Annotated in this window: 24 protein-coding genes; 11 read left to right on the top strand and 13 right to left on the bottom strand. The window is 65.1% G+C overall.

The features are described 5' to 3' along the window. Window positions 1–3: 3 nt before the first annotated feature. The 3 genes from RHPLAN_RS24540 to RHPLAN_RS24550 all read right to left on the bottom strand — a co-directional run bounded on the left by RHPLAN_RS24540 (window position 4) and on the right by RHPLAN_RS24550 (window position 4013). Entirely contained in the window at window positions 4–639 is a 636-nt protein-coding gene (locus tag RHPLAN_RS24540; protein WP_068023341.1) for a YdeI/OmpD-associated family protein, read from the bottom strand. 69 nt (window positions 640–708) lie between these two features. Continuing rightward, a complete protein-coding gene (gene guaA, locus RHPLAN_RS24545) occupies window positions 709–2271 on the bottom strand; it encodes a glutamine-hydrolyzing GMP synthase (RefSeq protein WP_068023346.1) in 1563 nt (520 codons plus the stop codon). Window positions 2272–2489: 218 nt separating this feature from the next. Further along, window positions 2490–4013 (bottom strand): MFS transporter, encoded by a 1524-nt coding sequence (locus RHPLAN_RS24550; protein WP_068023349.1) that lies wholly within the window; start codon window positions 4011–4013, stop codon window positions 2490–2492. Between the two features lie 174 nt (window positions 4014–4187). On the opposite strand from RHPLAN_RS24550, the gene RHPLAN_RS24555 reads away from it, so the two are divergent. Further along, window positions 4188–5033 carry a LysR family transcriptional regulator gene (locus RHPLAN_RS24555; RefSeq protein WP_068023353.1) on the top strand — a complete coding sequence of 282 codons (846 nt, stop codon included), beginning with the start codon at window positions 4188–4190 and terminating at the stop codon, window positions 5031–5033. A gap of 59 nt (window positions 5034–5092) precedes the next feature. Here the strand turns inward: RHPLAN_RS24555 and RHPLAN_RS24560 are convergent, their stop codons facing one another. Continuing rightward, window positions 5093–5563 (bottom strand): SRPBCC family protein, encoded by a 471-nt coding sequence (locus tag RHPLAN_RS24560; protein WP_068023356.1) that lies wholly within the window; start codon window positions 5561–5563, stop codon window positions 5093–5095. Window positions 5564–5726: 163 nt separating this feature from the next. On the opposite strand from RHPLAN_RS24560, the gene RHPLAN_RS39600 reads away from it, so the two are divergent. Beyond that, window positions 5727–5879, top strand: a complete 153-nt coding sequence (locus tag RHPLAN_RS39600) for a hypothetical protein (RefSeq protein WP_157100450.1) — start codon at window positions 5727–5729, stop codon at window positions 5877–5879. 12 nt (window positions 5880–5891) lie between these two features. Here RHPLAN_RS39600 and RHPLAN_RS39605 read toward each other — a convergent pair whose 3' ends face one another. Then, window positions 5892–6059 (bottom strand): hypothetical protein, encoded by a 168-nt coding sequence (locus RHPLAN_RS39605; protein ID WP_157100451.1) that lies wholly within the window; start codon window positions 6057–6059, stop codon window positions 5892–5894. Window positions 6060–6504: 445 nt separating this feature from the next. Here RHPLAN_RS39605 and RHPLAN_RS24570 point away from each other — a divergent pair, with 445 nt between their 5' ends. Further along, complete coding sequence (locus tag RHPLAN_RS24570; protein ID WP_068023362.1) at window positions 6505–8160, top strand: L-lactate permease; 1656 nt, start codon at window positions 6505–6507, stop codon at window positions 8158–8160. Between the two features lie 64 nt (window positions 8161–8224). Here the strand turns inward: RHPLAN_RS24570 and RHPLAN_RS24575 are convergent, their stop codons facing one another. From RHPLAN_RS24575 to RHPLAN_RS24585, 3 genes are read right to left on the bottom strand one after another with little or no spacing between them, the layout of a single operon-like run. Then, complete coding sequence (locus tag RHPLAN_RS24575) at window positions 8225–8806, bottom strand: class I SAM-dependent methyltransferase (RefSeq protein WP_198164474.1); 582 nt, start codon at window positions 8804–8806, stop codon at window positions 8225–8227. A gap of 35 nt (window positions 8807–8841) precedes the next feature. Next, window positions 8842–10146, bottom strand: a complete 1305-nt coding sequence (locus tag RHPLAN_RS24580) for an RsmB/NOP family class I SAM-dependent RNA methyltransferase (protein WP_068023365.1) — start codon at window positions 10144–10146, stop codon at window positions 8842–8844. Further along, entirely contained in the window at window positions 10143–10568 is a 426-nt protein-coding gene (locus RHPLAN_RS24585) for an MAPEG family protein (RefSeq protein ID WP_068023368.1), read from the bottom strand. The genes RHPLAN_RS24580 and RHPLAN_RS24585 overlap by 4 nt, the downstream gene beginning before the upstream one ends. A gap of 169 nt (window positions 10569–10737) precedes the next feature. Here RHPLAN_RS24585 and RHPLAN_RS24590 point away from each other — a divergent pair, with 169 nt between their 5' ends. After that, window positions 10738–11430 carry a hypothetical protein gene (locus tag RHPLAN_RS24590; RefSeq protein WP_157100452.1) on the top strand — a complete coding sequence of 231 codons (693 nt, stop codon included), beginning with the start codon at window positions 10738–10740 and terminating at the stop codon, window positions 11428–11430. Between the two features lie 6 nt (window positions 11431–11436). On the opposite strand, the gene curA is transcribed toward RHPLAN_RS24590, so the two are convergent. Both curA and guaB read right to left on the bottom strand, forming a co-directional pair. Then, window positions 11437–12462, bottom strand: coding sequence for an NADPH-dependent curcumin/dihydrocurcumin reductase (curA, locus tag RHPLAN_RS24595; protein ID WP_068023376.1), 1026 nt, complete (start codon window positions 12460–12462; stop codon window positions 11437–11439). 5 nt (window positions 12463–12467) lie between these two features. After that, window positions 12468–13967 (bottom strand): IMP dehydrogenase, encoded by a 1500-nt coding sequence (guaB, locus tag RHPLAN_RS24600; protein WP_068023379.1) that lies wholly within the window; start codon window positions 13965–13967, stop codon window positions 12468–12470. A gap of 220 nt (window positions 13968–14187) precedes the next feature. Here guaB and RHPLAN_RS24605 point away from each other — a divergent pair, with 220 nt between their 5' ends. From RHPLAN_RS24605 to RHPLAN_RS24620, 4 genes are all read left to right on the top strand, one after another. Beyond that, window positions 14188–15606, top strand: a complete 1419-nt coding sequence (locus tag RHPLAN_RS24605; protein WP_068023381.1) for an MFS transporter — start codon at window positions 14188–14190, stop codon at window positions 15604–15606. A 118-nt stretch (window positions 15607–15724) separates the two neighbouring features. Further along, window positions 15725–16888, top strand: coding sequence for a tetratricopeptide repeat protein (locus RHPLAN_RS24610; protein ID WP_198164475.1), 1164 nt, complete (start codon window positions 15725–15727; stop codon window positions 16886–16888). 74 nt (window positions 16889–16962) lie between these two features. Then, window positions 16963–18006: a tetratricopeptide repeat protein gene (locus RHPLAN_RS24615; protein WP_068023388.1), complete on the top strand. Its 1044-nt coding sequence runs from the start codon at window positions 16963–16965 to the stop codon at window positions 18004–18006. A gap of 8 nt (window positions 18007–18014) precedes the next feature. Beyond that, complete coding sequence (locus RHPLAN_RS24620) at window positions 18015–18953, top strand: tetratricopeptide repeat protein (protein WP_068031782.1); 939 nt, start codon at window positions 18015–18017, stop codon at window positions 18951–18953. Here RHPLAN_RS24620 and mug read toward each other — a convergent pair. Beyond that, window positions 18895–19503 carry a G/U mismatch-specific DNA glycosylase gene (mug, locus tag RHPLAN_RS24625; protein ID WP_237179907.1) on the bottom strand — a complete coding sequence of 203 codons (609 nt, stop codon included), beginning with the start codon at window positions 19501–19503 and terminating at the stop codon, window positions 18895–18897. The two genes, RHPLAN_RS24620 and mug, sit on opposite strands and share 59 nt — an antisense overlap. Before the next feature lie 110 nt (window positions 19504–19613). On the opposite strand from mug, the gene RHPLAN_RS24630 reads away from it, so the two are divergent. Next, window positions 19614–20084, top strand: a complete 471-nt coding sequence (locus tag RHPLAN_RS24630; RefSeq protein WP_068023393.1) for a hypothetical protein — start codon at window positions 19614–19616, stop codon at window positions 20082–20084. Between the two features lie 11 nt (window positions 20085–20095). Here RHPLAN_RS24630 and RHPLAN_RS24635 read toward each other — a convergent pair whose 3' ends face one another. Next, window positions 20096–20791, bottom strand: a complete 696-nt coding sequence (locus RHPLAN_RS24635) for an RlmE family RNA methyltransferase (protein ID WP_068023396.1) — start codon at window positions 20789–20791, stop codon at window positions 20096–20098. A 31-nt stretch (window positions 20792–20822) separates the two neighbouring features. Continuing rightward, window positions 20823–21971: a Ppx/GppA phosphatase family protein gene (locus RHPLAN_RS24640; RefSeq protein WP_084245473.1), complete on the bottom strand. Its 1149-nt coding sequence runs from the start codon at window positions 21969–21971 to the stop codon at window positions 20823–20825. 237 nt (window positions 21972–22208) lie between these two features. Here RHPLAN_RS24640 and RHPLAN_RS24645 point away from each other — a divergent pair, with 237 nt between their 5' ends. Together RHPLAN_RS24645 and RHPLAN_RS24650 are read left to right on the top strand one after the other, a co-directional pair. Then, window positions 22209–24572, top strand: a complete 2364-nt coding sequence (locus tag RHPLAN_RS24645; protein ID WP_068023399.1) for a xanthine dehydrogenase family protein molybdopterin-binding subunit — start codon at window positions 22209–22211, stop codon at window positions 24570–24572. A gap of 106 nt (window positions 24573–24678) precedes the next feature. After that, entirely contained in the window at window positions 24679–25902 is a 1224-nt protein-coding gene (locus tag RHPLAN_RS24650) for an MFS transporter (protein ID WP_068023402.1), read from the top strand. The last annotated feature ends 13 nt before the right edge of the window (window positions 25903–25915 follow it).

The following is a 25915-nucleotide window of genomic DNA, read 5'->3' on the forward strand; positions in this document are numbered from 1 at the left end:
GCCCTATCCGCGTCTACTCTTCTTGGCTGTCACCGCCGACGCGCCGGCTTTGCGGGGGTGAAGTGTTTCGCCGCGGGCCAGCATGGCGACGAATTTCGTGATCCGTTCCGCTCGTGTTTCCGGACGCTTTGCGTCATTCACCCGGTAGATGATGGAGTAGCGGTTGGCGCGATCCAATTCTTCAAAGAATGCTGCAGCCGACTTGTTGCGCGTGAGCGCCGCGACCAAATCTGCCGGCACTTCGGCCTTTCCCTGAGAGGCGTAGGCGCCGGCCCACCGCCCATCACCTTTCGCAGCCTCGATCTCTGCAATCCCGGCCGGCCGGATCCGACCTTGTGCCAGCAACTGATCGGCCGCATCGCGATTTTTTCGGGACCAACGACTGCCTCGCCGGCGTGGCGTCATTCGAACCAGGAAATATTCGTCATCAAGCGGCGCCAGTTGACCGTCGATCCAGCCGCAGCAGAGCGCGGCCTCGATCGCGTCCTGTCTGGTGATGGTCGGCTTCGCCGCCCCGGCCTTGGCTAACTTGAGCCAGCATCCTTTGGACGTTCGAGGCTCGGCGGACATATACGCCTCGAATTTCGCCTGACTTCGAAAAGTCAGGATCGGTTCCGATTTTTCGGCGGCGCGCACCATCGTTCAGACCTGCTGGAAGTCGAGCCGCTTGTCGTGGAGATTCGGATTGTAGATACGAACCTTCGGAAATCACTCCCACTCGATCGTGCCGGGCGGCTTCGACGTCACGTCGTAGACCACGCGGTTGACGCCCTTGACCTCGTTGATGATGCGGGTCGCGACGTTGCCGATGAATTTCATATCGAACGGATAGAAGTCGGCCGTCATGCCGTCGGTCGAGGTGACGGCGCGAAGGCCGACCACGAAATCGTAGGTGCGGCCGTCGCCCATCACGCCGACGGTCTTGACCGGCAGGATCACGGCGAACGCCTGCCAGATCGTGTCGTAGAGACCGGCCTTGCGGATTTCGTCGATGTAGATCGCATCCGCCAGCCGCAGGATGTCTAGCTTCTCGGCCGTGATGTCGCCCGGGCAGCGGATCGCAAGTCCGGGGCCAGGGAACGGATGACGGCCGACGAACACGTCGGGCAATCCCAGCTCGCGACCGAGCGCCCTCACCTCGTCCTTGAACAGTTCGCGCAGCGGCTCGACGAGCTTCATGTTCATGCGCGCCGGCAGCCCGCCGACGTTGTGATGCGACTTGATCGTCACCGACGGTCCGCCGGTGAACGACACGCTCTCGATCACGTCGGGATAGAGCGTGCCTTGCGCGAGGAAATCGGCGCCGCCGATCTTCTTGGCCTCCGCCTCGAACACATCAATGAACAGCTTGCCGATGGTCTTGCGCTTCTGCTCGGGGTCGGTGACGCCCGACAGTGCGCCGAGGAATTCCCGCGACGCATCGACGTGGACGAGCGGGATGTTGTAGTGGCCGCGAAACAGATCGACGACGGTCTTGCCTTCGTCGAGGCGCAGCAGGCCGTGATCGACGAACACGCAGGTGAGCTGGTCGCCGATCGCCTCGTGGATGAGCACGGCCGCGACCGCGGAATCGACGCCGCCCGAGAGCCCGCAGATCACCCGGCCTTTGCCGACCTGTCTGCGAATTTTCTCGATCGCCTCCTCCTTGAAGGCGCGCATGGTCCAGTCGCCGCGGCACCGCGCGATCTTGCGGACGAAGTTGCGCAAGAGCGCCGCGCCGTCCGGCGTGTGCATCACCTCGAGATGGAATTGCGTGGCGTAGAACCTCCGCTTCTCGTCGGCGATCATGGCGATCGGCGCATTCGGCGAGGTGCCGACGACGCGGAAGCCTTCCGGCAGCTTGGTCACGCGGTCGCCGTGGCTCATCCAGACCGGATAGCTCTGGCCCTTCTTCCACACGCCTTCAAACAGCGGCGTGTCTTCAGTCACTGTCACCTCGGCGCGGCCGAACTCGCGATGGTGCCCGCCTTCGACCTGGCCGCCGAGCTGATGCGCCATGGCCTGCTCGCCATAGCAGATGCCGAGCACCGGAACGCCCGCATCGAACAGTCCTTTGGGCGCGAGCGGCGCGTTCTGGTCGAGCACCGAGGCCGGACCGCCGGAGAGGATCACGGCCGTGGGCTTCATCGCCGCAAAGGCCTCGGCCGCCTTCTGGAACGGCACGATCTCGCAAAAGACCTTCTCTTCGCGCACGCGGCGCGCGATGAGCTGGGTCACCTGGGAGCCGAAATCGACGATGAGAATCTTGTCGTGCGAGCCTTGCTCGGACATTGGCGCCCTTTCACCGGAGCGGGCGGCTGATTCCGCCTGGGGCGTCCGGGGGCTGGTTTTGGCGGCTGCGGTGGATTGGGTCAAGGCGGAGGCAGTCCCGTCTGCGGTTCGTCCGGCTCCTGGATAGATAGCGGTCCGAACGCTCGAGCGTGAGGGTCAGGGGCTGTAAAACCAGCCATTTCCACACCCCTCTGCGGGTTTGGGGCTACCGCGACAGTTCAATCCGTTCCTTGAACCTTCGCCGTCCGAACGATGTGGGCGTTGAAGACGAGGAGGCTGATGCCGGCCAGCCCCCAAACTCCGATCCCGCCATAGAGCATCACCCAGCCAAAACCGTGCGCTAGCGCGTCATGGACCATGGATGGGGACAGCTCCGGGACAGACCCGATGCTTCCCGCGGCAATCTTCTCGGCGAGGTGCCGCAACTCCGCATCATCCAGACGCAGCGGCGACGCGCTCTTCAGCGAGGCCAGCACGCCGCTCGCCAGGATGAAACCCATCACCGCGATATTGACCGCCAGGGAGACCATCCGCGCGCTCATGTCGATGCCGGATGCCATGCCGGCGCGGTCGCGCGAAACCGAGCCGGTCGTCGTGTTGGTGACCGGCGTGTTGGTCAGACCGAGGCCGATCCCGGCGATCAAACAGCCAGGCAGCATCGTCAGCCAGCTTGCTGGCGCGGCGGCGCTGCCGAGCTTCATCAGAATGAAGCCCAAGCCGATTGTGAACAGCCCGGCCGGAACGACGAGACCGGGCCGGTAGCGCAACGACAGCCGCTCCCCCATCGGCGGCATCACGAGCGTCGGCAGCGTGTAGGCGAGCAATGCGAGACCGGCGGCGACACTGTCGTAGCCCAGTCCGGCCTGGAACCAGATCGGGAGATAGATCATGAACGGCCAGAAGCTGATGTTCATCGCGGCCGAGCCGATGATCGCACCTGAAAAATCGTGGGCGCGAAACACCGAGAAATCGAACATCGGGCGCAGGCTGACCTTCTCGGCGATGACGAAGGCGATCAGGCTCGCGATGCAGACGCCGAGGATCGCAAGGCCGGTCGGACTCACGAAACCCAGATCCGGTCCTTGCGTGATGTAGAAGGCCAGACAGAAAACCGACAGCGACAGCGTCAGGATACCGGCGACGTCGAGGCTCGTGGCCTTCGGGTCCTTCGACTCGCGAACGCCGCTCGCAGCGAGCGCGAACGCCACGACGGCCAGGACCACATGGACCAGGAACACCCACCTCCAATCCAGGACCGCGGCGATCGCGCCGCCAATGATCGGGCCGAAGCCCAGACCAATGCCAAAGATGGTGCCCCACCAGCCGAAGGCGACCGCGCGTTGCCGTCCCCCCTGGAATTCATGCGACAGCGCCGCAATCTGGCAGATCAGCATCGCGCCACCGCTCATGCCCTGCAGAAATCGGGCGGCAATCAGCGCCAAGACGTGCTCGGTTACGCCGCAGATCAGCGAGGTGAGACCGAAGGCCGCGATGGCGATCATGAAGCTGCGCTTGCGCCCGTAGCGATCGGCCAGCGTTCCGGTCGCCATCAACACGGTCGTCACCGCGATCGTGTAGGCGTTCATGATCCACTGGAGTTGCTTGAAGTCCGCATGCAACACCAGTTCCAGCGTCGGCAAAATTGCAGGGATGCTGGAAATCTCCAGTCCGAACATCAGACTCGAAAGGCACACGGCGGACAGAGCGATCACGCTTCGGCGCGTCAACGAAGAAGAAGACATGGTTCGGCCTTTCGACGTTCAGGAAACGGGTCGACGAGCGAGGCCGAACGTGACGAACAAGATGCGCCGTCCGGTCCCGCGTCGGCGGAACCTAGTGAGCGCTTGATCATTTTAGAATTGGATGATTGGATATTTCAGAGACAACAATTTCGGATAGATATCAGGATCAATCGCATGGCCACTCTGGACGTCGATTCCGTCGAAGCCTTCGTGGCGATCGCCGATCTCCAGAGCTTCACGCGCGCCGCGAAGGCGCTCGGCACCACGCAAGGCGCGATCAGCGTGAAGCTGAAGCGGCTGGAGGACCGGCTCGGTCAGAAGCTGATCGAGCGGACGCCGCGGACTGTGCGGCTGTCCGCCCAGGGCGCAGTGTTCATCGACTCTGCGCGCGACTTCCTCACCGCCCATGAGCGCGCCGTCGCGGGATTGTCCGCGTGCCGCCGCCGCTTCGCACTCGGCATCGCCAACTTCGTGGCTGGGCCGGAGGTGCCGACGCTGCTCGCCCGGCTGAATGCCCATGATCCGGCGCTCACCATCGAGGTACGGCTCGACAATTCGCGCGACGTGTTGGCGGCGTTCGACCGGGGCGAGCTTGATGCGGCCATCATCGACCGCAATGACGCCCGCCGCGACGGCGAGGTGCTGGGACCGGAGCACTTCGGCTGGTTCGCCACCCCGAACTTCGTGCATCGGACCGGCGAGCCGCTGCGGCTCGCCGGATCGTCGCCGTCCTGCGGCCTGCGAAGCATCGCGACGCGTGCACTCGACGCCGCGGGAATTGCCTGGACCGAGGTCTTTCTGGGTTGCGGCACTTTTGTCGTTGCCGACGCGGTCGCAGCCGGTCTCGCCACTGCGGTGTTCGCGTGCCGGCTTGCGCCGCCCGGCACCATCGAGATCAGCCAGCGGTTCGGGCTTCCTGCCATCCCATCTTCGGAGATCGTGTTGTTGTCGACGCTGTCGGACACCAAATCCCGTGAGGCGCTGAGGACGCTGGCGACCGCCTTTCGCGAACACCGATAACCCGAGGGGGTTGTCGCGGGCTTACGGCGCATGCGCGCCAGTTGATCAGGATGCCCGCTTCAGCCGCCAAGAAACTTTGCGAGCTGATCCAGCGTCAGGCGGCTGCCGGCTTCGTTGTCCTCAAGCCGCACGCCCGGTGGAATGCCCGCGCAGCGGATCGTGACCTCGGTGCCTTGGCCCGCCGGCGCAAGCGTCGTCGCAACGGTCATCTCACCGGCAAACGACGGGTCGTTGGAATCAAAAACCACCGCCCAGACGATTTGCTTGTTGGGCACGAGCTTCACGAAACGTCCTTCGAACCTGTCGCTGCGCTCGGTGGTCTTGCCGCGCATCTCAGTCTCGCTCTCCGGATAGACGAGCGACATGCTGAAGCGTCCGCCTTCCCGCGGCTCGAACGCATGCAATTCGCCGGTCATCGAGCCGGGCGGCAGCCACTCAACGACCGCATCGCGATCGAGATAAGCCCGATACACCGCATCCGGCGGTACCATGATGATTCTCGACACCGTCGTAAGTCTTGGAATGTCCATCGACGGCAAAATCCGACCTCTGGAACGCTTAGGCGCCCGCCACGTTTTCAGGCATGGGCAAGGGCAAACATATCCCCGTCTTGGGCGACCGTCTGCTGCGGTTCTACGAGCATCTGATGGCGGACGCCAAGGACTTCGTGGATGAGCTGACGCGGAGGCCGGAATGGCAAAAGTCACCCCCGAATATCCAGCATCTGAAACAACCATCAGCGATGCCGAGATCCGGAAGCTCATTCGCAAGGTGAACCGCGATCTCGACAAGCTGGAGCGTGCGGCTCAGGAACTCGAAGACGCCGCGCGGCCTCGCCCGCACTAAATCTGGCCCGCACTAGATGTTGTCGGCCTCGTCCGCCAGTTCCTCAAGAGCCTCGGCTTCCGCCTCGAGCGCCGCGCGGCGCTCCAAGGTTGGGCAGGTCTTGGCTTCATCGCGGCAGCATTGCGCGGCCTCGCGCAGTTCCGCTGCAAGCAACCGACGATCGTTGTCGCTCTCCGTCATAACGACTCTTGAATGAATCCAATCTGGGCAGGCGTGGAATTGAGCGCCGCCAGTATGACAGCACCGTCAAATTTTTTCATCGGCCGATCGAGCCGTGAAAGAGGAACGCGATCAATTGCAGAGCGTTAGGTCACACTCTTGGGAGGACGATCTGATGCTCGTGGTGGTAATCGGCGCGGTGTTCTGCTGCGTCCCGTTCGCTGTTCTTCTGGCGCAATTCGTTCCCGCGCGCAGACCCTCGCAACAACCCGCAGCCAACGACAATTTCCGTTCGCTCGAACGGTTACCAACGGCTGGCATTTTCAGCCCCGCGACCTCCCTCTAAGTCGACGAGCCGACGCCAGTCGGCAGTGAATACCTCTCCATAGGATGTTGAAATTGTGGCTCCGCCCGCTTCTTATCGGGGTGGGGCGGCAAATAACAATCCAATGCCGGGAGGAAACTCATGTGGAATCAGATCTACGATCCACTGAACAGCAAGGTGCTCTCCACCTGCGCGGCCGCATTGCCGGTCGTCACGCTGTTGGTGCTGATCGCTTCGAACAAGGTCAAAGCCCACATCGCCGCGATCGTCGCGCTGATCGTCGCGAACTGCGTGGCAATTTTTATCTTCACGATGCCGTCCAGCCTGTCGCTGCGCGCGACCGTGCTCGGCGCGGTGACGGGATTTTTTCCGATCGGCTGGATCGTGCTCAACGTCATCTTTCTTTACCGGCTCACGGTCGAGAAAGGCGCCTTCGAAACCTTGCAGAACACCATCGGCGGCGTCACCGGCGATCGCCGGCTGCAACTGCTGCTGATCGCGTTCTCGTTCGGCGCGTTCTTCGAGGGCGCGTCAGGCTTCGGCACGCCGGTCGCCGTCACCGGGGCCATCCTCATCGGGCTTGGCTTCTCGCCGCTTGCCGCCTCTGGCCTGTCGTTGATCGCCAACACCGCGCCGGTCGCGTTCGGCGCGCTCGGCACACCGATCGCGGGCCTCGCCAGCGTCACCGGCCTCGATCCGTTTGCGCTCGGCGCCATGGTCGGCCGGCAACTGCCGTTCTTCTCATTGATCGTGCCGTTCTGGCTGATCTGGGCCTTCGCCGGCTTCGCCGGCATGATCGAGATCTGGCCTGCCATTCTGGTCTGCGGCGTGTCGTTCGCTGTGCCGCAATTCCTGATCTCGAACTTCATCAATCCGTGGATCGTCGACATCGGCGCTTCGCTGATCTCGATGGCCTGCCTGATCCTGTTCCTGAAGTTCTGGCAGCCGAAGCGCATCTGGACCTCGGCGGCGCTGCGCACCAAGGATGAGTCGGCGGACACAATGCCAGCACGAACGCTGACGCTGAAGAGCGTTTCATCCGGCGAGATGTGGATGGCCCTCCTGCCCTGGATCATCGTTTGCATCGTGCTGCTCGCCTGGGGCACCGACGCGATCAAGAAACTGCTCAACACGTACGCCACCTGGAACTATCCGGTGCCGGAGCTGCACAACATGATCAACAAGGTCGCACCGGTGGTGTCCGTGCCGACCAAGGAAGGCGCGGTGTTCTCCTTCACCTGGCTGTCCTACACCGGCTCGGGGATGCTGATTGCCGCGATCATTTCCGGCCTGCTGCTGGGCTTCTCCCCGGTCGGGCTGGTTCGCGAATACGGCAAGACCATCAAGGTCTGCGCCTACTCGCTGATCACGATCTCGGCGATGCTGGCAATCGGCACGCTGACGCGGCTCTCCGGCATCGACGCGACCCTCGGCCTCGCCTTCGCCGGAACAGGCGTGCTCTACCCGTTCTTCGGCACGCTGCTCGGCTGGCTCGGTGTCGCGCTGACCGGCTCGGACACCAGCTCCAACATCCTGTTCGGCAACCTGCAGAAGATCACGTCTGAACAGCTCGGCCTGTCGCCGATCCTGATGAGCGCGGCGAACTCCTCGGGCGGCGTCATGGGCAAGATGATCGACGCGCAGTCGATCGTGGTCGCGTCAACGGCGACGAATTGGTTCGGACACGAGGGCTCGATCCTGCGCTTCGTGTTCTTCCACTCGATCTCGCTGGCCTGCCTGGTCGGCGTGCTGGTGATGCTGCAAGCCTATGTGTTCACCGGCATGATCGTGCACTGAGCGGCATTACGCTGCGTGCGAGCTCCACATCTCCTGATGTGGAGCTCGCACCAATTCGCGGCACTCATCCATCCTGCGGCTTTGTCGCGAGCACGCAGAACCCTTTCGCGGCATGGTCTACCGTCCTTGCGTCGGTGAAAGCCGCAGCGGCCAGCGTCTCGCTCAACCCAGCCTTCGATCGTCCGGAATATGGCGTGAAGCCGAGCGCGATTCTTGCGCCCGGCTTCATGACGCGACGGATTTCCCGCAAGCCGGCCATCGCATCCGGCCAGACCTGCATCGAATTGATCGCCAGAACCTTGTCAAACGCGCCGTCATCGAAAGGCAGACTCGCTGCAACGCCTTGCTTCAGTTCAACGCGGCCGCTCCGGATGGCGGCGCTGTTGCGAACGCGCGCTTGCTCCACCATCACGGGTGACGCGTCAATTCCCGAGACGCGCCCGGCCGGGACGAGCTTCGACATATGAGCGACGATCACGCCAGGGCCAAAGCCGATCTCCAGAACTCTGTCAGTCGGTGCGAGCTCGAGAACGCCACTCGTCCAGACGCCGAGCTCCGCGTTCGTGCGCGCCATGATGTGGCCGCCGAGCCTCCCCAAGGCGCCCTGGGGTCTCCCGAACATGCGCAACAGGAGGGCTTTCATCATGCCTCCAATCCGGCGCTAACGGCAGAGTTCCGGCGTTAGGCCGCGCGCCGCAAGATGCTGACGAAGAAACCGTCGGTGTCGGTGCGCCGCGGCGTCATCAGCAGGCCTTCGGCGGAGGTGAGCACCGCGCGGCGGAACAGATAGGCGCGTTCGCCGAGCGCGCCCGTCATCACCTCGGCCGGCGGCGCGATCGTGAAACCGGAATGCCGCTCGACGAAGCCGCGCACCTGAGCACCGTTCTCCTCGTCGAGCACCGAGCAGGTGATGTAGGCGATGCGGCCGCCGGGCTTCACCAGTGTCGCGGCGCGATCGAGCACGCCCGCCTGCTCCTTGACGCGAACCTCCAGAGCGCCCGGCCGCACCCGCCATTTGGCGTCCGGGTTGCGCCGCCAGGCGCCGATGCCGGTGCACGGCGCGTCGATCAGCACGAGATCGAGCCGGCCTTTCAGATCGTCGATCTCGCTGCCGATGGATTTTGGCGTGCGCACCTGGACGCCGCGGGCGCCGGCCCGCGTAAGCCGCTCATGGATCGGCGCGAGGCGGCGCTTGTCGTCATCGGTCGCGTAGAGCTGGCCCTTGTTCTCCATCGCGGCTGCAAGCGCGAGCGTCTTGCCGCCGCCGCCGGCGCAAAGATCGAGCACCTGCTCGCCCGGTTTGGCCGCCGCGAGCAGCGCCGCAAGCTGCGAGCCTTCGTCCTGAACCTCGACGAGGCCTTTCAGGTAAGCCGGCTCGGCATGCACCGCCGGACTTTTGGCGTCGGCCGCGAGCACGATGCGCAGCCCCTGCGGCGACCAGCGCGTCGGCTCGGGCTTGAGGTCAGCGAGTTCGGCCTGGGCCTCGTCGCGTTCGCCCTTCAGCGTGTTGACGCGAAGGTCGAGCGGCGCGCGCGAGGCGAGCGCCGCGCCCTCCTCGGCCCGCTCGTCGCCGAACACCTTGGCAAGATGCGGATCGAGCCACTCGGGATAATCGCCCAGCACGTGCGGCGGTGCGCTGCCGAGGTCGGTCGACGCAAGCTTCGACCGCTCGGTATCGGTAAGCGCCGGTGGCGCATAGCGCGAGCCGTCAAAGAGCCGCGCGATAGCTTCGGGATCGAGATGACGTTCACGGACCAGCATGCCCAGCGCCACCCCGCGCGGGCTGTCGTCATCCATCATGAAGGCCGCCGAAGCCCGGCGCCGCAGCGTGTCGTAGACAAGACCTGCGATCGCGGCCCGGTCGCCGGAGCCGGCAAAGCGGTGCGACAGGCCCCAGTCCTTCAGCGCATCGGGCGCAGGGCGCCGTCGCGCGCCGATGTCGGCGAGCACTTCAATTGCGGCGGCGAGGCGTGCAGCTGGTGTCATGGGAGTCCGAGCAGGATTTTGACGATGAAGATCAGCCACATGATCAGCAGCACAAGGGCGGCAATGCCGTAAAAGCCGCCACGGAACGGCACGTTGTTGCTGGTGACGTGGACGTAGGCCTGGAGCGCGCGAAACAGAACGAATATCCATGCCAGCACCACGAACAGAAAGTCCGCGTGCTTGGTGAACATCGCCAGGATGGTCAGCACGTAGAACAGCACCGGCATCTCGAACTGATTGCTGAACGAGTTGCCGAACAGCGCGGCCTGGCGCGGCCAGTTGGGCTCGCGCATGGCGATGTCGCTGTAGCGCGTGGTGCCGCCTTTCAACGCGCTGGTGCGGCACACGACCATGCCGGTCATCACCGCGAAGGTCAGCAGCACCTGGACGAACAACGGCGCGAGGATCATGGCAGTCGACATGCCGTGGCTCCGGTTGGCGCGGCCAAGGTCGCGCGGGGCTGCGACCTTCTAGCTGCTGACGGATGCGAGAGGAAGTCTCGCGGTGTGGCCCGCGGCCGGTGTAGGGTTGCGCATGGTCCGTCGCGTCGAGTCGCCTGCCCCGCCCTCAGTGGAACAGCCTGCAAAGCCGTTGCTCATAGCGCCGGCCCGCCATGCGTTGGCGATCGTCGCGTTGATCGGCGGCGCCTGGCTCGGCCTCTACGGCGGTAACTGGCTGATTTACGCGATCGCGCGCTGGACCGACCGCGACATCACCGAACTCAAGGTGATGCTGATGTGGGGCACGCTCGCCAGCGCGCTCATCGGCGCGGTCCTTGGGGTCTGGCTGGTGCTGATCTGCACGCGATGCAGCCGCGAGGCGCGGCGCGTCGGCCTCATTGCGACCGGGGTGACCGTGATGGTCGGCGCCCTGGTGATGCTCGGCAGCTTCGACTGGCGGAAGAGTTCCGGCGTGCCCGAGGTGATGTACGAGATCCGCCTGCCCGCGGGCGCGCCGCAGCCGCGTTTCGACAGGGTGAGCATCATTCTGTGGTCCGACCGGGCCGGCCAGGGCTGCTACATCGCGGAGGTGCGACGCGACGGCGAGCAGCCGGTGATCTCCGGAACCTTCCGGGTCAACGGCTCGGGCGAGCGGACCCTGTCGCTCGGCCTCGACCGCGAGCCACAGGGCTATTGGACCATGCCGATCAAGAGTGACGCCAAGCTCGACCGGGACTTCGGCCCCTGGCAGCGCATCGCGTTCACGCCGATCCCGCGCGAGAACGGATCGCCGCTGCCGGCGGGCGACTACGAGGTGCGCTATCGGGTGCGGAAGTATTTGTGAGCCAGCTCAAGCGCCAGGCGCCGCGACCCGCACCAGCAGCTTGCCGAAATTCTCGCCGCGCAGGAGCCCGATCAACGCCCGCGGCGCCTTCTCGAGACCATCGACGATGTCTTCGCGATACCTGATGCGGCCTTCGCGGAGCCATGTCGACACATCGCGCAGGAAATCGGCCTGACGCGCGGCGAAGTCCGACACAATGAAGCCGCGGAACGTCAGCCGCTTGGTCAGGATATCGCGCGTCAGCTTTGAAACGCGGAGCTCTCCCGCCGGCCATTCGGTGGCGTTGTAGGTCGCGATCTGGCCGCAGACCGGCACGCGGGCAAAGCTGTTCAGCAGCGGAAACACCGCCTCGAACACCGCCCCGCCGACATTCTCGAAATAGACATCGACGCCGCCCGGGCAAGCGGCCTTGAGCTTTTCAGCGAGATCGCTCGCGCGATGATCGACACAGGCGTCAAAGCCAAGCTCGTCGACGACGTAGCGGCATTTGGCCGGCCCGCCGGCAATGCCGACGGCCCGTGCGCCTTTGATCTTGGCGATCTGGCCGACCAGCGAGCCAACCGCGCCGGACGCCGCCGACACCACCACGGTCTCGCCCGCTTTGGGCTGTCCGATTTCGGAGAGGCCCGTGTAGGCAGTCATCCCCGGCATGCCGAGCACGCCCAGCGCTGTCGAGATCGGCGCAATCGACGGATCGATCTTGCGGGTCAGCTTGCCCTGGCTGATGGCGTGGGTCTGCCAGCCGCTGGGGCTCAGCACGATGTCACCCGGCGCATAGCCGTCGAGATTGGAAGCGATCACCTCGCTGACGGTGCGGCCTTCCATGACCTGGCCGATCTGGACCGGCGCCGCGTAGGACGGCGCGTCGCTCATCCGTCCGCGCATGTAGGGATCGAGCGACAGCCACAGCGTCCGCAGCAACATCTCGCCGGGCGCTGGCACGGGCACCGGCATCGGCTCGACGCGGAGGTCACTCTCTTTCGGCTCGCCCACCGGCCGTGACGCGAGAATGATGCGCACGCCCGTGGTCATAGCCGCTACGCCCGGCTCGGGTAGTTCGGGCTTTCGCGGGTGATGGTGACGTCGTGGACGTGGCTTTCGCGCAGGCCTGCCGACGAGATGCGGATGAACTGCGCCTTCTCGTGGAAGTCGTTGAGGTCCTTGGCGCCGACATAGCCCATGGCGGCGCGCAGGCCGCCGGCGAGTTGGTGCAGGACGTTTGCGACCGGGCCCTTGTAGGCCACCTGCCCTTCGATGCCTTCCGGCACGAGCTTCAGCGAGTCCTTGATGTCCTGCTGGAAGTAGCGGTCGGCCGAGCCGCGCGCCATGGCGCCGACCGAGCCCATGCCGCGATAGGCTTTGTACGAGCGGCCCTGATAGAGATAGGCCTCGCCCGGCGTCTCGTCGGTGCCTGCCAAGAGCGAGCCGACCATCGCGACGTCGGCGCCGGCGGCCAAGGCCTTGGCGAGATCGCCCGAATACTTGATGCCGCCGTCGGCGATCACCGGAGTGTCGTGCTTCTTCGCGGCCTCCACCGCATCCATGATCGCGGTGAGTTGCGGCACGCCGACGCCCGCGACCATTCGCGTGGTGCAGATCGAGCCCGGACCGATGCCGACCTTGATCGCATCCGCGCCTGAATCGATCAGCGCCTTAGCGCCTTCGGCCGTCGCGACATTGCCGGCCACCACCTGCACGGCGTTCGAGGCGCGCTTGATGCGGCTGACGGCGTTGAGCACGTGCTGCGAATGGCCATGCGCGGTGTCGACCACGACGAGATCGACGCCGGCATCGATGAGCATCTCGGTGCGGTCATAGCCTTTGTCGCCGACCGTGCTCGCAGCCGCAACGCGGAGCCGGCCCTGCTCGTCCTTGCAGGCGTTCGGATTGGCGACCGCCTTCTCGATGTCCTTCACGGTGATCAGACCGACGCAGCGATAGTCGGCGTCGACCACCAGAAGCTTCTCGATGCGGTACTGGTGGAGGAGCTTCTTCGCCTCGTCCTGGTTGACGTGCTCGCGCACCGTGACGAGGCGGTCCTTCGTCATCAGCTCCGACACCTTCTGGCGCACGTCGGTGGCAAAACGCACGTCGCGGTTGGTGAGGATGCCGACGAGCTTGCCGGGGCTGCGGCTCGCGCCATTGCCGCCCTCGACCACCGGAATGCCGGAGATGTTGTTGTCCTTCATCAGCGCCAGCGCGTCGGCCAGCGTCGCGTCGGGGTGGATGGTGAGCGGGTTCACCACCATGCCGGATTCGAATTTCTTGACCTGCCGCACCTGGGCGGCCTGCTGCTCCGGCTCGAGATTCCGATGCAGCACGCCGATGCCGCCGGCCTGAGCCATGGCGATCGCCATCTTGGCCTCGGTGACGGTGTCCATGGCAGACGCCATGATCGGCAGGTTGAGCAGCACCGAGCGGGTGAGACGGCTGCGGATATCGACCTCCGACGGCAACACATCGGACAGGCCGGGCTTCAGCAGCACGTCGTCGAACGTGTACGCTTCGGTCAGCTCCGCGCGGGTGATCGTGGCCATGCCAACTCCGGTCCCTCAAGTCCCGGAGATGTAAGCGTCCGGAACGAATAAACGAGGCCCTTCGCGAGGACGGCACGCCCTCGCCCGAATCGGGCCCGCTTTTGGGTTGGCGATGGTGCTTAGCACCGGAACATCCGATTTCCTAGGGAATTCCTGAGAAATCCCGCGTCATCCACCGCTCGCCGCTCTATGATCAAAATCCGGGGCATCTGGAATAGGCATGACACAAAAACGGCTTGTCCCCTTCATCGTGGCGGTGTCGCTGTTCATGGACAACATGGACTCGACCGTGATCGCGACCTCGCTGCCGGCGATCGCCCGCGATATCGGGACGAGCCCGCTGGCGCTGAAGCTTGCCGTCACCTCGTACCTTCTCTCGCTCGCCGTCTTCATCCCGATGAGCGGCTGGACCGCCGACCGGTTCGGCGCCCGCACCGTGTTCCGCGCCGCGATCGCGGTGTTCGTCCTGGGCTCGATCGGCTGCGCGCTGTCGAGCGCGCTGTGGCACTTCGTGCTGGCGCGCATCGTCCAGGGCATCGGTGGTGCGATGATGACGCCGGTCGGACGCCTCGTGCTGGTGCGCACCATCGACCGCAAGGAGCTGGTCAACGCCATGGCCTGGGTGTCGATCCCGGCCATGATCGGTCCCCTGCTCGGCCCGCCGCTTGGCGGCTTCATCACGACCTATGCCAGCTGGCACTGGATCTTCCTGATCAACGTGCCGATGGGGCTTGTCGGCATCATCCTGGTGACGCGCTACATCGAGAACATCCGCGCCGAGGTGCCGGAGCGGTTCGACGCGGTCGGCATGGTGCTGTCGGGCGTTGCTGTGGCGGGGCTGACGTTCGGGCTGTCGATCGCGGGTCTCGATATCGTGCCCTGGCCCTGGGTGGCGGGGCTGATCGCGGCCGGCTTGATTTCGCTGTCGTTGTATCTGGCCTATGCGCGCCGGGCGCCGGCGCCGATCATCGATTTCGGTCTGCTGAAGCTACCGAGCTTCCGGGCGAGCCTCGTCGGCGGCTTCATGTTCCGCATCGGCGTTGGCGCCATGCCGTTTCTGTTGCCGCTGCTTCTGCAGGTCGGCTTCAAGCTGTCACCGTTCCAGTCGGGCCTGATCACCTTCACCTCGACAATGGGCGCGATCATCGTCAAAGGCGCGGCGCCCCGTATGCTGAAGGCCTTCGGCTTCCGCACGCTGCTCATCACCAACGCCATCCTCGGCGGGCTGTCGATCGCTGCCTGTGCCGGCTTCTCGGCCCAGACCTCGTTCATGGTGATGGTCGGCGTCCTGATGATCGGCGGCTTCTTCCGCTCGCTTCAGTTCACCGCCGTCAATGCTCTCGCCTATGCCGAGGTGCCGGCCGCGCGGATGAGTCGCGCCACCGCGCTCGCAGCCGTCGGCCAGCAGGTGTCGCTTGCGACCGGTGTCGCAGTCGGCGCGCTGACCGTGGAGCTCGCGGTGCGTTACCACGACCAGGCCGCGATTATGGCCTCCGACTTCCCGCCGGGTTTCATCCTGGTGGGGCTCATCGCCACGAGCTCGGCGCTGATCTTCTGGCGGATGCCGGCTGACGCCGGCGCCGAAATGGCCGACCGCCTGCCCGCCGCCAGCCGGGCGTCCGACCCGAAGGGCGGATAAGGTTTGCGCTGCGGCCACGGCCTTGCCACAACCGCCAGCAAGAAAGCTGGCGGATAGCCGCCGCGGCTCTTAAGATTCGGGGACGATGCAAACGCGGCAAGGCTGTTCGGACAAATCGATGCCGAAGCCTCTCATCCATTCGTGTCTGGCCCTTTGGGCGCTGCTCGCGTTTGCCGCCGCGGCAAACGCCCAGCCGCAGGCGCCCGCGCTGATATCGACCGATGAGCAGGGCTGCGCGGGCGTCAACACTGCGCCGGCCGATGCGGTGCAGGCCTGCACCGCGCTGGTCGGCAGCGGCCGCTACGCCGGCAACAATCTCGCCATCGTCTATTTCAACCGCGGCATCGCCTATGGACGGCTCGGCGACTACGACCGCGCCATCGGCGAATTCGATGCGGCGGTGCGCCTCAATCCGACCTACACGCGCGCCTACAGCAGCCGCGGCAGCGCGCTGCTGCTCACCGGAAACTTCGACCGCGCGATTGCGAGCTTCGATCAGGCCATCCGGCTCGACCCGAATTCCGCGACGAGCTTTGCCGGCCGCGGCAGCGCCTATCGGTCCAAAGGTGATGCCGACCGCGCCATCGCCGATTTCAGCCAGGCGCTGCGGCTCAATCCCGGCGACGCCGCTTCTTACACCGAGCGCGGCATCGCATCGGCCGACAAGGGCGATCACGACCGCGCCATCGCCGACTACGAGGCGGCGCTCAAGATCGACTCGAATTACAGCCTCGCCTATCTCAACCGCGGCATATCGTGGAACGCCAAGAAAGAGTCCGACAAGGCGCTCGCCGATTTCGACACCGCGATCCGCCTGACGCCTGAGAGCGGCGCGGCCTACGGCAGTCGTGGCGTCGCGCTCGAAGCCAAGGGCGAGACCGAGCGCGCCATCGCCGATCTCGACAAAGCCATCGCGCTCGACCCGCGCAATGCCGGCTACCTTCAGAGCCGAGGCAATGCCTGGCGCAACCACGGCCGGCTCGACAAAGCGCTCGCCGACTACAACCAGGCGCTGACGCTCGCGCCGAAAAACTGGCTCACATATTACTACCGCGCCCAGGTGCAGTACGTGGCGGGGAACTTCCGCGAGGCTCTCGCCGACGCCACCAGGACCGCCGAACTCAACGCCAACTGGGCACCCGCCTTGAGCCTGCGTGGGCTCATCCAGGAAAAGCTTGGCGCAAAGGACGCAGCCATCGCCGATTTACGGCGTGCGGCAGCCCTCGATCCGGCCCTGCCGCAGCCCGCCGACGCGCTCCGGCGCATGGGAATTTTGCGTTAACTCCAATGGCTTAGACCGGCCTGAACCCCGCTGGGCGCATTTGCGACCAATTGGCATTGAGGGAGCTTAGGGCTGTGCGCAAGCTATTGCCGTTGATCGTGGCTTTGCTCGCCACCTGTAAAGCGTCCGCAAAACCCTGGGACAACCGCTGCGGCAATCCCGACGCAGGCCTGCCCAATTGGATCGCCGGCTGCTCGGCAATGATCGACAGTGGCGACTACCGCGGGCGCGAACTGTCCACGGCCTATGCGCAGCGCGGTCACGCCCTCACGTTGACCCGCGATCTGCCGCGCGCGGCCGACGATCTCGACCGCGCAGTCGAGACCGATCCGAGCAACGTGACGGCCCTCGTCAACCGTGCGAACTTTTTCAACGTCGCGCACAAGCCCGAGCGGGCCCTCTCCGACGCAAAGCGCGCACTGGAACTCGATTCAACCCTGCCGCTGGCCTATTTCGTGCGCGCGGCCGCGGCTGCGCAGCTGAACGACGTTGACGGAGCAATCGCCGACTACAGCGCTGTGATCAAGATGCGGCCCAATTTCGCGCAAACTTATGGCCTGCGCGGCATGCTCTATCACAAGAAAGGCGACGAGGATCGCGCCATCGCCGATTACAATGACCGGCTCAGCCGTGAGTCCGACGTCGGCACACTGCTCAGCCGCGGCGACGCGCGCCGCAACAAGAAGGATTACGAAGGCGCTGGTGCCGATTATTCCGAAGCCATCCGTCTCGCGCCGAAGAATGCCGGCGGCTATAAAGGTCGCTGCTTCATCCGCCTGGTGTCCCAGGACTTCAAGGGCGCGATCGAGGACTGCGACACGGCGATCAACCTTGAGCCCAATGAGGCCGGTCTCTATATCAACCGCGGCAGCGCGCTATCGATGCTCGGCGAGCGGCAACGTGCGCTCTCCGATTATGACACTGCGATCGCGCTCGAGCCCAGGCATCCGATCAACCATGTCAGCCGCGCGATGGTGCTGAGCGAAATGGGCGATCGCGCCGGCGCGATCGCAAGCCTGCGCAAGGCTCTGGCTCTGGTGCCCGGGTTCCCGCCGGCGCTGGAACAGCTGGAGAAGATCCAAAAAGAGAACATGGCCAAGAAGCAAACCAGCCGATGAAACCGTCCATGATCCGCACTTCGCTCATTGTCGCCGCGCTTCTCGCCGCCTCCCCGGTGGCCGCTCAGGAGGCCATGACGCCGGGCGCGCCGGCCGAGGCCTGCAAGGCGCCCAATGTCACGGTCAACGCACGGATCGCGGGCTGCAGCAAGATCATCGACGAGAAGAAGGAAACCGGCCGCGCGCTCGCGGTTGCCTACTGCAATCGCGGTTTCGCGCTGACCGAACAGCGCGAGTTCGATCGCGCGATGACGGATCTCAATGACGCGATCAAGATCGATCCGAGCTACGCCTGCTCGTTCAGCAACCGTGGCCGCGTCTACGCGTTCAAGAACGATCTCGAAAAAGCCATCGCGGACTACGATCACGCCATCAAGCTCGATCCAAAATTCGCCATCGCCTACAACAACCGCGGCGACGCGATGATGCGGCGCGGCGAACTCGACAAGGCGATCGCAGATTTCACCACCGCGATCAAACTCGATCCGGTAAGCGTGCACGCCTACGGCAATCGCGGCTGGGCCTATCAGCGCAAGCGCGACAACCAGAAGGCGCTCGCCGACTACACGAAAGCGATCGAGCTCGAGCCGAAAGATCTACTCGGCTACATCAACCGCGGCAACATCTATCGCGTCATGGGCAATCTCGACCGTGCCGCCGCCGACTATGGCGAGGCCATTCGCGTGGCGCCGACCGACGCACGCGGCTGGCGCAATCGCGGCATGATCAAGCTGATGAAATACGACAACGCCGGCGGCATCGCGGACTACGACAAGGCGCTCGAATACGATCCGAAGGACGCCTATTCCTGGAACAACCGCGGCATCGCCAAGCGTGACACCGGCGACAAGGCCGGCGCCATCGCCGATCTCAAGAAGGCGCTGGAGATCAATCCGGACATGCCGTCGACGCGGCAGTCGCTGGAAGAGCTTGGCGTGAAGCCTTAGCGTTCACGTCCGCAGCGATCGGGCCTAAGGCCGCTTTCAGCTCCGAATAGGCCAGCACCAGCGCTTCGAAGCTGAAGTTGAGATTGCGCCCGCTCGGGTTGGGCAGCACCCAGGCCACCGCGCCGCCGAAGAGCTCAGGCTGCCGTCCCCAGCTCACCGCGTTGTTTCCCGTGATCGCCGCGAAGGCCGGCTTGCCGAGAAACGCGACCACGCGTGGATCGTAACGCCTGATCTTTCGTTTCAGCGCCGCGCCCGCCCGCTTCAATTCCAAACGGGACAAATCATTCGCTCCGGGCGTCGGCCGGGCCACGGCGACAGTCAGTCCGCAGCCATGGCGCAAGATGCTGCGATCGTCTTCGGGATCGATCTCTTGCGGCGTGAAACCAGCGCGATGCAGCACGCGCCAGAAGCGATTGGTGCGGCTGACAAAGTGCCGGCCCGCGAGCGCCGCAGTCGCCCCAGGATTGATGCCGCAGAAGATCACCGGGAGGCCGGGCGCCAGGATGTCCGGCAGGCCGCGCAACCCGCCCATGTTGATTGGCTTGCGCACATCCGCTCCCCGATTTGGCATCATAGTGAACCTGTTTTGGAGACGTCACGACCAACAGGCAAGTCCAGGACCGATCGCCGCCGATCAAATCTCCATGTCATCGGGACACCATGAAGCATCTCACCTGTCTGGCCGCTGTTCTCATGGTGGCGACATCGACCGGCATGGCTCGCGCCGAGCAGCAGGAGACTCGCAACTGCGAATTCACGGTGAAAAAGCCGCGCGTGTCGGGCCAGGCCAGTATCACGCTTGTCGACGGCAAGACGACGAAGATTACGGTGGACGTCCTCTATAGCGATGGGCGCGGCACTCCCGGCTACATCTGCACCATTGATTCATCGCGAGCCGACCAACAGGAGTCCAAATGGTCTGAGGACGGCGGCGCGACGGTCATCGACAACGCGACGCCGTTCAACACCAGCGCGCCCGATCGCATCAAGGTGACGGTCGGCAAGCTCGTTTCAATCGACCTGGAAGAGGCGCAATCGCTCGGCCGCTGCGGCGTCGGCGCCGAACTGCCGAAGGCGATCGTCATTCCGGCCAAAGGCAAAGCCTGCCGCGTGTGGTTGAGAGAGCCCTGAGCTGTCGCGCTTCAGGATGACGGGGCGAGAGCCCGTCCGCGGAAGCCGGTCGCCAGCACGTAGAGCTCGGCCGAATCCGAGCGGCTCGCCGCGGGCTTCACATGCTTCACAGTCGCGAAGTCGCGCTTGAGCTGCGTCAACAGCGCGCCTTCGGTGCCGCCCTGGATCACCTTGGCGAGAAACGAACCGCCGGGTTTGAGCACTTCGCTTGCGAATTCCGCCGCCGCCTCGACCAGCGCCATGATCTTCAGATGGTCGGTCTGGCGGTGTCCCGTGGCATTCGCTGCCATGTCGGACAGCACCACGTCCGCAGGTCCGCCGAGCATCTCTTTCAACATGTCGGGCGCTGACGGATCGAGAAAGTCGATCGTGGCGAATTCGACATCCGGAATCTCATCCATCTCCAGGATGTCGATGCCGACCACGCGGCCGGACGCGCCGACACGCTTTTTCGCCACCTGACTCCAGCCGCCGGGCGCTGCGCCCAGATCGGCGACACGACCGCCGGGCTTGAACAGCCGGTGCTTGTCGTCGATCTCGATCAGTTTGAACGCCGCGCGCGAGCGGTAGCCCTCACGCTTGGCGCGGGTCACATAAGGATCGTTGAGCTGGCGCTCCAGCCATTTGCGCGAGGACTGCGACTTGCGCTTGTCCTTGACGCGAACCTTGAGCTGTCTTTCACCGCGACCGGAACTCTTCGTCGTCATGGCGCAGTCTCACCGAGGGCGCAATCGAAGGTCATTGCCACACTCCGTCCTCACGCATCATCTGCACCAGCATGCCTTCGCGCAGCCCGCGGTCGGCAACCCGCAGCCGCGGGCATGGGAACGCGCGGCGGATCGCTTCGAGGATCGCGCAGCCGGCCAGCACCAGATCGGCGCGCTCGGCGCCGATGCACGGATTCGCGACGCGGTGCTCGTAGCTCATGCCGAGAAGCCGCCCGATCACGCCAGTCACCTGCTCATCGCTCATCCAGCAGCCATCGACGCGCCTGCGTTCGTAGCGCTGCAGGTCGAGATAAACGCCGGCGATGGTGGTCACCGTGCCCGAGGTGCCAAGCATATGCACGCCATCTGTGCCTCCGTGGCGCTCGGCGAACTGGCTGACATGCACGGCCACCTCCGTGACCATGCGCTCGAAGCTTTCCGGCGTCACGGTGACGCCACCGTGGCGCTCGGCGAGCGTGACGACGCCGATCGGCATCGAAGTCCAGCCCTGAATGGCCGGGTGCGGCGGGCCGTGCTGAGTCGGCTCGCACGGGCCGAGCCGCACCAATTCCGATGAACCGCCGCCAATGTCGAACAGGATCACGCCCTGGGCCTCCGGATCGACCAGCGGCGTGCAGCCGGTGGCGGCAAGGCAGGCTTCCGTCTCGCGGTCGGCGATCTCGAGCTCGATGCCGACTTCGTTGCGGACGCGGGCCAGGAAGTCCAGGCCGTTGCCCGCGGCACGGCAGGCCTCCGTCGCAATCAGGCGACTGCGGGTGACGCCGCGGTTGCGCATCTTGGCGCTGCACACGCGCAGCGCCTCGACGGCGCGCACGATCGCGGCCTCGCTCAGACGGCCGGAACTGCTGACACCCTCGCCCAGCCGGATGATCCGGGAGAACGCGTCGATGACCCGAAAACCGTCGCGCGTCGCGCGCGCCACCAGAAGCCGGCAATTGTTGGTGCCGAGATCGAGCGCCGCATAGGTCGGGCCGGACAGGTCGGCCGCGCCGAACCCGCCTCCTCCAAACTGCTGTGTACCGGGTCCGTTCCGGAACTCGTCCGAACGCGGATGCCGGTAGGGCGAGCGCCGGCCCCGCCGGGGTCCGCCCTTGGATGAATCCTTGGGCTCCCGGTCAGGCGCGGGGCCGAGGCCGGTCGCCCGGGCCTCGTCGTCCATCGAAAACCTTTCCCCACGCCGAAGCCACGTTGCGCTCGAGGCGCTTGGCTCGACGGCGCGGCGGTCAATCCAACTTCGAAAACGACTCTAAAGAGCGGCGCAGGCAGGCGCAACCGGAGGCGCAAAGCTGGCATTCATGAGAACATGACGGAAACACGCCCCTGTTCTTGTGGAAGCAACGATGGTTGGTTATCTCAACCCGACGCGATTTCCCCAAAATTCCAGGCGAATTGCCCCATGAACATCCAGGATACTGCTGCCATCCGGTCTGCCTCCCTGATCGGTGAGCCGATCGTGCGCAAGGAGGACGGCACGCTCCTGCGCGGCCAGGGCCGCTACACCGACGACATCAGCCTGCCGAAGCAGGCCCATGCCTACATTTTGCGCAGCAACGTCGCGCACGGCCGGATCAAGTCGATCAACACCGAAGCCGCCCGGAAGATGAAAGGCGTGCTCGCGATCTACACCGGCGAAGACCTGAAGTCCTACGGCACCATCCAGTCGGCGTTGCCGTTCAAGAGCCGCGACGGCTCCGACATGAAGAAGCCCGGCCGCGCCATGCTGCCGACCGACAAGGTGCGTTTCGTCGGCGATCCTATCGCCTGCGTGATTGCCGAGACGGTGCTGCAGGGCAAGGACGCGGCGGAAGCCATCGAGCTCGACATCGAGCCGCTGGCCGCGGTGATCGACTTCACCAAGGCCGACGCGAGCGGCACGCCGGCGATCTTCGATGACGTCCCGGACAACGTGGCGCTCGACTATCACTATGGCGACGCCGAGAAGGTCAACGCCGCATTTGCCGGCGCCGCACACAAGGTGAAGCTCAAGATTCTCAACACGCGGCTGGTCGTCAATTCGATGGAGCCCCGCTCCGCGATCGGAGAATACGACAAGGCCAAGGACAGCTACACGCTGCATTCGGTCAGCCAGGGCGTGATGGGCATGAAGGCCGGCGTCGTGGCCGCGATGAAGACGACGCCGGACAAGGTTCACATTCTCACCGGCAACGTCGGCGGCTCGTTCGGGATGAAGGCGCCGGTCTATCCGGAATACGTCTGCATTCTGCACGCGGCGAAGATGCTCGGCCGTCCGGTCAAATGGACGGACGAACGCTCGGGCAGTTTCATGTCGGACAGCCACGGCCGCGATCACGAGCAGACAGCCGAGCTTGCGCTCGACGCCGAGGGACATTTCCTGGCGCTGCGCATCAACGGCTACGGCAATCTCGGCGGCTTCCAGAGCCAGATGGGACCGCAAGCGCCCACGCTGAACACCGTGCGCAATGCGATCAGCCTCTATCAGACGCCGGTCATGGAGGTGAACACCAAGTGCGTGTTCACCAACACGACGCAGCTCGCGCCCTATCGCGGCGCCGGCCGCCCCGAGGGCAACTACTACATGGAGCGGCTGATCGACTTCGCCGCAGCCGAGTGCGGCTTCGACCGCATCGAGCTGCGCCGCAAGAACCAGATCCGCAAAAGCCAGATTCCGTGGAAGTCGGCAGCCGGCACCACCTATGACAGCGGCGACTTCCCGGCGATCCTCAAGAAGGCGCTCGAAGCCTCCGACTGGAAGGGCTTCAGCAAGCGCAAACGCGAGAGCAAGAAGCGCGGCAAGCTGCGCGGCATCGGCATCGGCTGCTTCCTCGAAGTGACCGCGCCGGCCAACAAGGAGATGGGCGGCATTGCCTTCGACGCCGACGGCGGCGTGACCATCCGCACCGGCACCCTCGACTATGGCCAGGGCCACGCCACGCCGTTCGCGCAGGTGCTGAGCGACCAGCTTGGCGTGCCGTTCGACAAGGTCCGCATTCTGCAGGGCGACAGCAACGAGTTGCTCGCAGGCGGCGGCACCGGCGGCTCGCGCTCGATGATGAATTCCGGCCAAGCCATCGTCGAAGCCTCGGCGAAGGTCGTGGAGCAAGGCAAGCATATCGCCTCGCACGCGCTCGAAGCTTCCGCAGGCGATATCGAGTTCAAGAACGGCAAGTTCGTGGTGGCCGGCACCGATCGCGAGATCGGCATCATGGAGCTGGCGCAGAAGGTCCGGGCCGGCATGGCGTTGCCGCCGGACGAGCCGCAGTCGCTCGACGTCAAGCACGTCAGCGAAGGCTCACCGGCCGCCTACCCCAACGGCTGCCATGTCTGCGAGGTCGAAGTGGACCCGGACACCGGCGTCACCGAGGTCGTGAAGTACCTCGCGGTCAACGACTTCGGCACCATCATCAATCCGCTGCTGGTCGACGGCCAGACGCATGGCGGCGTGGTGCAAGGCATCGGCCAGTGCCTGCTCGAGCAGGTGGTCTATGACGATCAGGGCCAGCTTCTGACCGGCTCGTTCATGGACTACGCGATGCCGCGCGCCCACAACACGCCGAGCTTCGACGTCCTCAGCCATCCGGTGCCGGCGACGACCAATCCGCTCGGCGCGAAGGGCTGCGGCGAGGCGGGCTGCGCAGGCTCCCTCACCTCGATCATGAATGCCGTGGTCGATGCGCTGTCGGAATACGGCATCAAGCACATCGACATGCCGGCGAGCCCGAGCCGCGTGTGGCAGGCCATCCAGGACGCGAAGGCGAAGAAACCCGCGCCCGCCGCATGACGGGGCTGCGGCCATCAGGCTCTCGTCCCTGCTATGAAGAAAGAAATTGGCGGACGCCCGGCGGAGACCGGGCAGCCGGCCGAGGAAACGCCGCCAGATTTCAGCGATGACTGAAGCCACCGACCTCACGTTCGCTGCACGCCGGGCCGACGACACCCGGCTGATCATGGGCGTCAGCACGGCGCACTTCGTCAGCCATTTCTACATGCTGGTGCTGCCGCCGCTGTTCGCCTTCGTGCGTTCGGATTACGGCCTGAATTACACGGAAGTCGGCTTGGCCCTCACGGTGTTCATGGCGGTGTCTGCGATCCTGCAAACGCCGGCGGGCTTCCTGGTCGACCGTTACAGCGCGCGTCTCATGCTTGCCGGCGGCTTGGCGCTTGGCGCGGCGTCGCTGATCGTCGCAGCCTTGGTGAACTCCTATTGGGTGCTGGTCGGCGCTTTCGGCCTCCTCGGCCTCGCCAACACGGTCTATCACCCGGCTGACTATTCGCTACTCTCGCGCCACGTCGCGCCGGAGCGGATGAGCCGGGCCTATTCGATCCACACCTTCTCCGGGCTCCTCGGCGGCGCGGTCGCGCCCGCCGCGATGCTTGCCCTGCACGGCTGGTTCGGCTGGCGCGGTGCTTTCATCGGCGCAGCGGTGCTCGGTTGCGTCGCAGCCGCGCTGTTCCTGGTCCTGAGCGACGGCGCGCCGGAGCGCACCACCAAGCCACAGGCCGGCAATGCCGTGCCGGACACGAGCTGGCGGCTTCTCCTCTCGGGGCCGATCCTGATCAACTTCGTGTTCTTCGCGCTGATGGCGTTCTGCAGCTTCGGCTTCATGAACTTCTCGGTGGTCGCGCTCAGCGCGCTCTACGGCACCAGTTCCAACATCGCCAACATGGCGCTGACCGGCTACCTGTTCCTCTCCGCGCTCGGCGTGCTCGCCGGCGGCATGATCTCGGCGCGGTTCCCGCGCCATGGCGTCATCGCAGCGGTCGGCATGGCACTCACCGGGCTCTCGGCGCTGGCCATCGGCATGGTCGACCTGAATGCACCCGCGCTGATCACGGTCGCCTCGGGTGGCGGCTTCTTCTTCGGCGCCATGCTCCCCGCGCGTGACATGATCTTGCGGGCCGCGACCCCCGCAGGGGCGTTCGGCAAGGTGTTCGGCTTCGTCACCAACGGTTTCAACATCGGCGGCATCGTCACGCCGCTGGTCTACGGCGGCCTCCTCGATCATGGTGCGCCGCGGCTGGTGTTCATCACCATCGCGATCGGCGCCGTGGCCGCGATCCTAATGATCTCGAGCGCCGCGCGGCCCAGCGCGGCACGCAAGGCTTTATGAGCGCGGCCTCTGA

Source organism: Rhodoplanes sp. Z2-YC6860, assembly GCF_001579845.1.
Classification (GTDB): Bacteria; Pseudomonadota; Alphaproteobacteria; order Rhizobiales; family Xanthobacteraceae; genus Z2-YC6860.

Bases quoted from the DNA above. Each gene is read 5' to 3' on its own strand.
- RHPLAN_RS24555 (WP_068023353.1), top strand. From the start codon at position 4,188: ATGGCCACTCTGGACGTCGATTCCGTCGAAGCCTTCGTGGCGATCGCC.
- RHPLAN_RS39600 (WP_157100450.1), top strand. From the start codon at position 5,727: ATGGCAAAAGTCACCCCCGAATATCCAGCATCTGAAACAACCATCAGC.
- RHPLAN_RS24640 (WP_084245473.1), bottom strand. From the start codon at position 21,971: ATGGACGACGAGGCCCGGGCGACCGGCCTCGGCCCCGCGCCTGACCGG.
- guaB (WP_068023379.1), bottom strand. From the start codon at position 13,967: ATGGCCACGATCACCCGCGCGGAGCTGACCGAAGCGTACACGTTCGAC.
- RHPLAN_RS24550 (WP_068023349.1), bottom strand. From the start codon at position 4,013: ATGTCTTCTTCTTCGTTGACGCGCCGAAGCGTGATCGCTCTGTCCGCC.
- curA (WP_068023376.1), bottom strand. From the start codon at position 12,462: ATGACCACGGGCGTGCGCATCATTCTCGCGTCACGGCCGGTGGGCGAG.
- RHPLAN_RS24540 (WP_068023341.1), bottom strand. From the start codon at position 639: ATGGTGCGCGCCGCCGAAAAATCGGAACCGATCCTGACTTTTCGAAGT.
- RHPLAN_RS24650 (WP_068023402.1), top strand. From the start codon at position 24,679: ATGACTGAAGCCACCGACCTCACGTTCGCTGCACGCCGGGCCGACGAC.
- RHPLAN_RS24635 (WP_068023396.1), bottom strand. From the start codon at position 20,791: ATGACGACGAAGAGTTCCGGTCGCGGTGAAAGACAGCTCAAGGTTCGC.
- RHPLAN_RS24570 (WP_068023362.1), top strand. From the start codon at position 6,505: ATGTGGAATCAGATCTACGATCCACTGAACAGCAAGGTGCTCTCCACC.
- RHPLAN_RS24620 (WP_068031782.1), top strand. From the start codon at position 18,015: ATGATCCGCACTTCGCTCATTGTCGCCGCGCTTCTCGCCGCCTCCCCG.
- RHPLAN_RS24585 (WP_068023368.1), bottom strand. From the start codon at position 10,568: ATGTCGACTGCCATGATCCTCGCGCCGTTGTTCGTCCAGGTGCTGCTG.
- RHPLAN_RS24645 (WP_068023399.1), top strand. From the start codon at position 22,209: ATGAACATCCAGGATACTGCTGCCATCCGGTCTGCCTCCCTGATCGGT.
- RHPLAN_RS24605 (WP_068023381.1), top strand. From the start codon at position 14,188: ATGACACAAAAACGGCTTGTCCCCTTCATCGTGGCGGTGTCGCTGTTC.
- RHPLAN_RS24560 (WP_068023356.1), bottom strand. From the start codon at position 5,563: ATGGACATTCCAAGACTTACGACGGTGTCGAGAATCATCATGGTACCG.
- RHPLAN_RS24575 (WP_198164474.1), bottom strand. From the start codon at position 8,806: ATGATGAAAGCCCTCCTGTTGCGCATGTTCGGGAGACCCCAGGGCGCC.
- RHPLAN_RS24580 (WP_068023365.1), bottom strand. From the start codon at position 10,146: ATGACACCAGCTGCACGCCTCGCCGCCGCAATTGAAGTGCTCGCCGAC.
- RHPLAN_RS39605 (WP_157100451.1), bottom strand. From the start codon at position 6,059: ATGACGGAGAGCGACAACGATCGTCGGTTGCTTGCAGCGGAACTGCGC.
- guaA (WP_068023346.1), bottom strand. From the start codon at position 2,271: ATGTCCGAGCAAGGCTCGCACGACAAGATTCTCATCGTCGATTTCGGC.
- RHPLAN_RS24610 (WP_198164475.1), top strand. From the start codon at position 15,725: ATGCCGAAGCCTCTCATCCATTCGTGTCTGGCCCTTTGGGCGCTGCTC.
- RHPLAN_RS24630 (WP_068023393.1), top strand. From the start codon at position 19,614: ATGAAGCATCTCACCTGTCTGGCCGCTGTTCTCATGGTGGCGACATCG.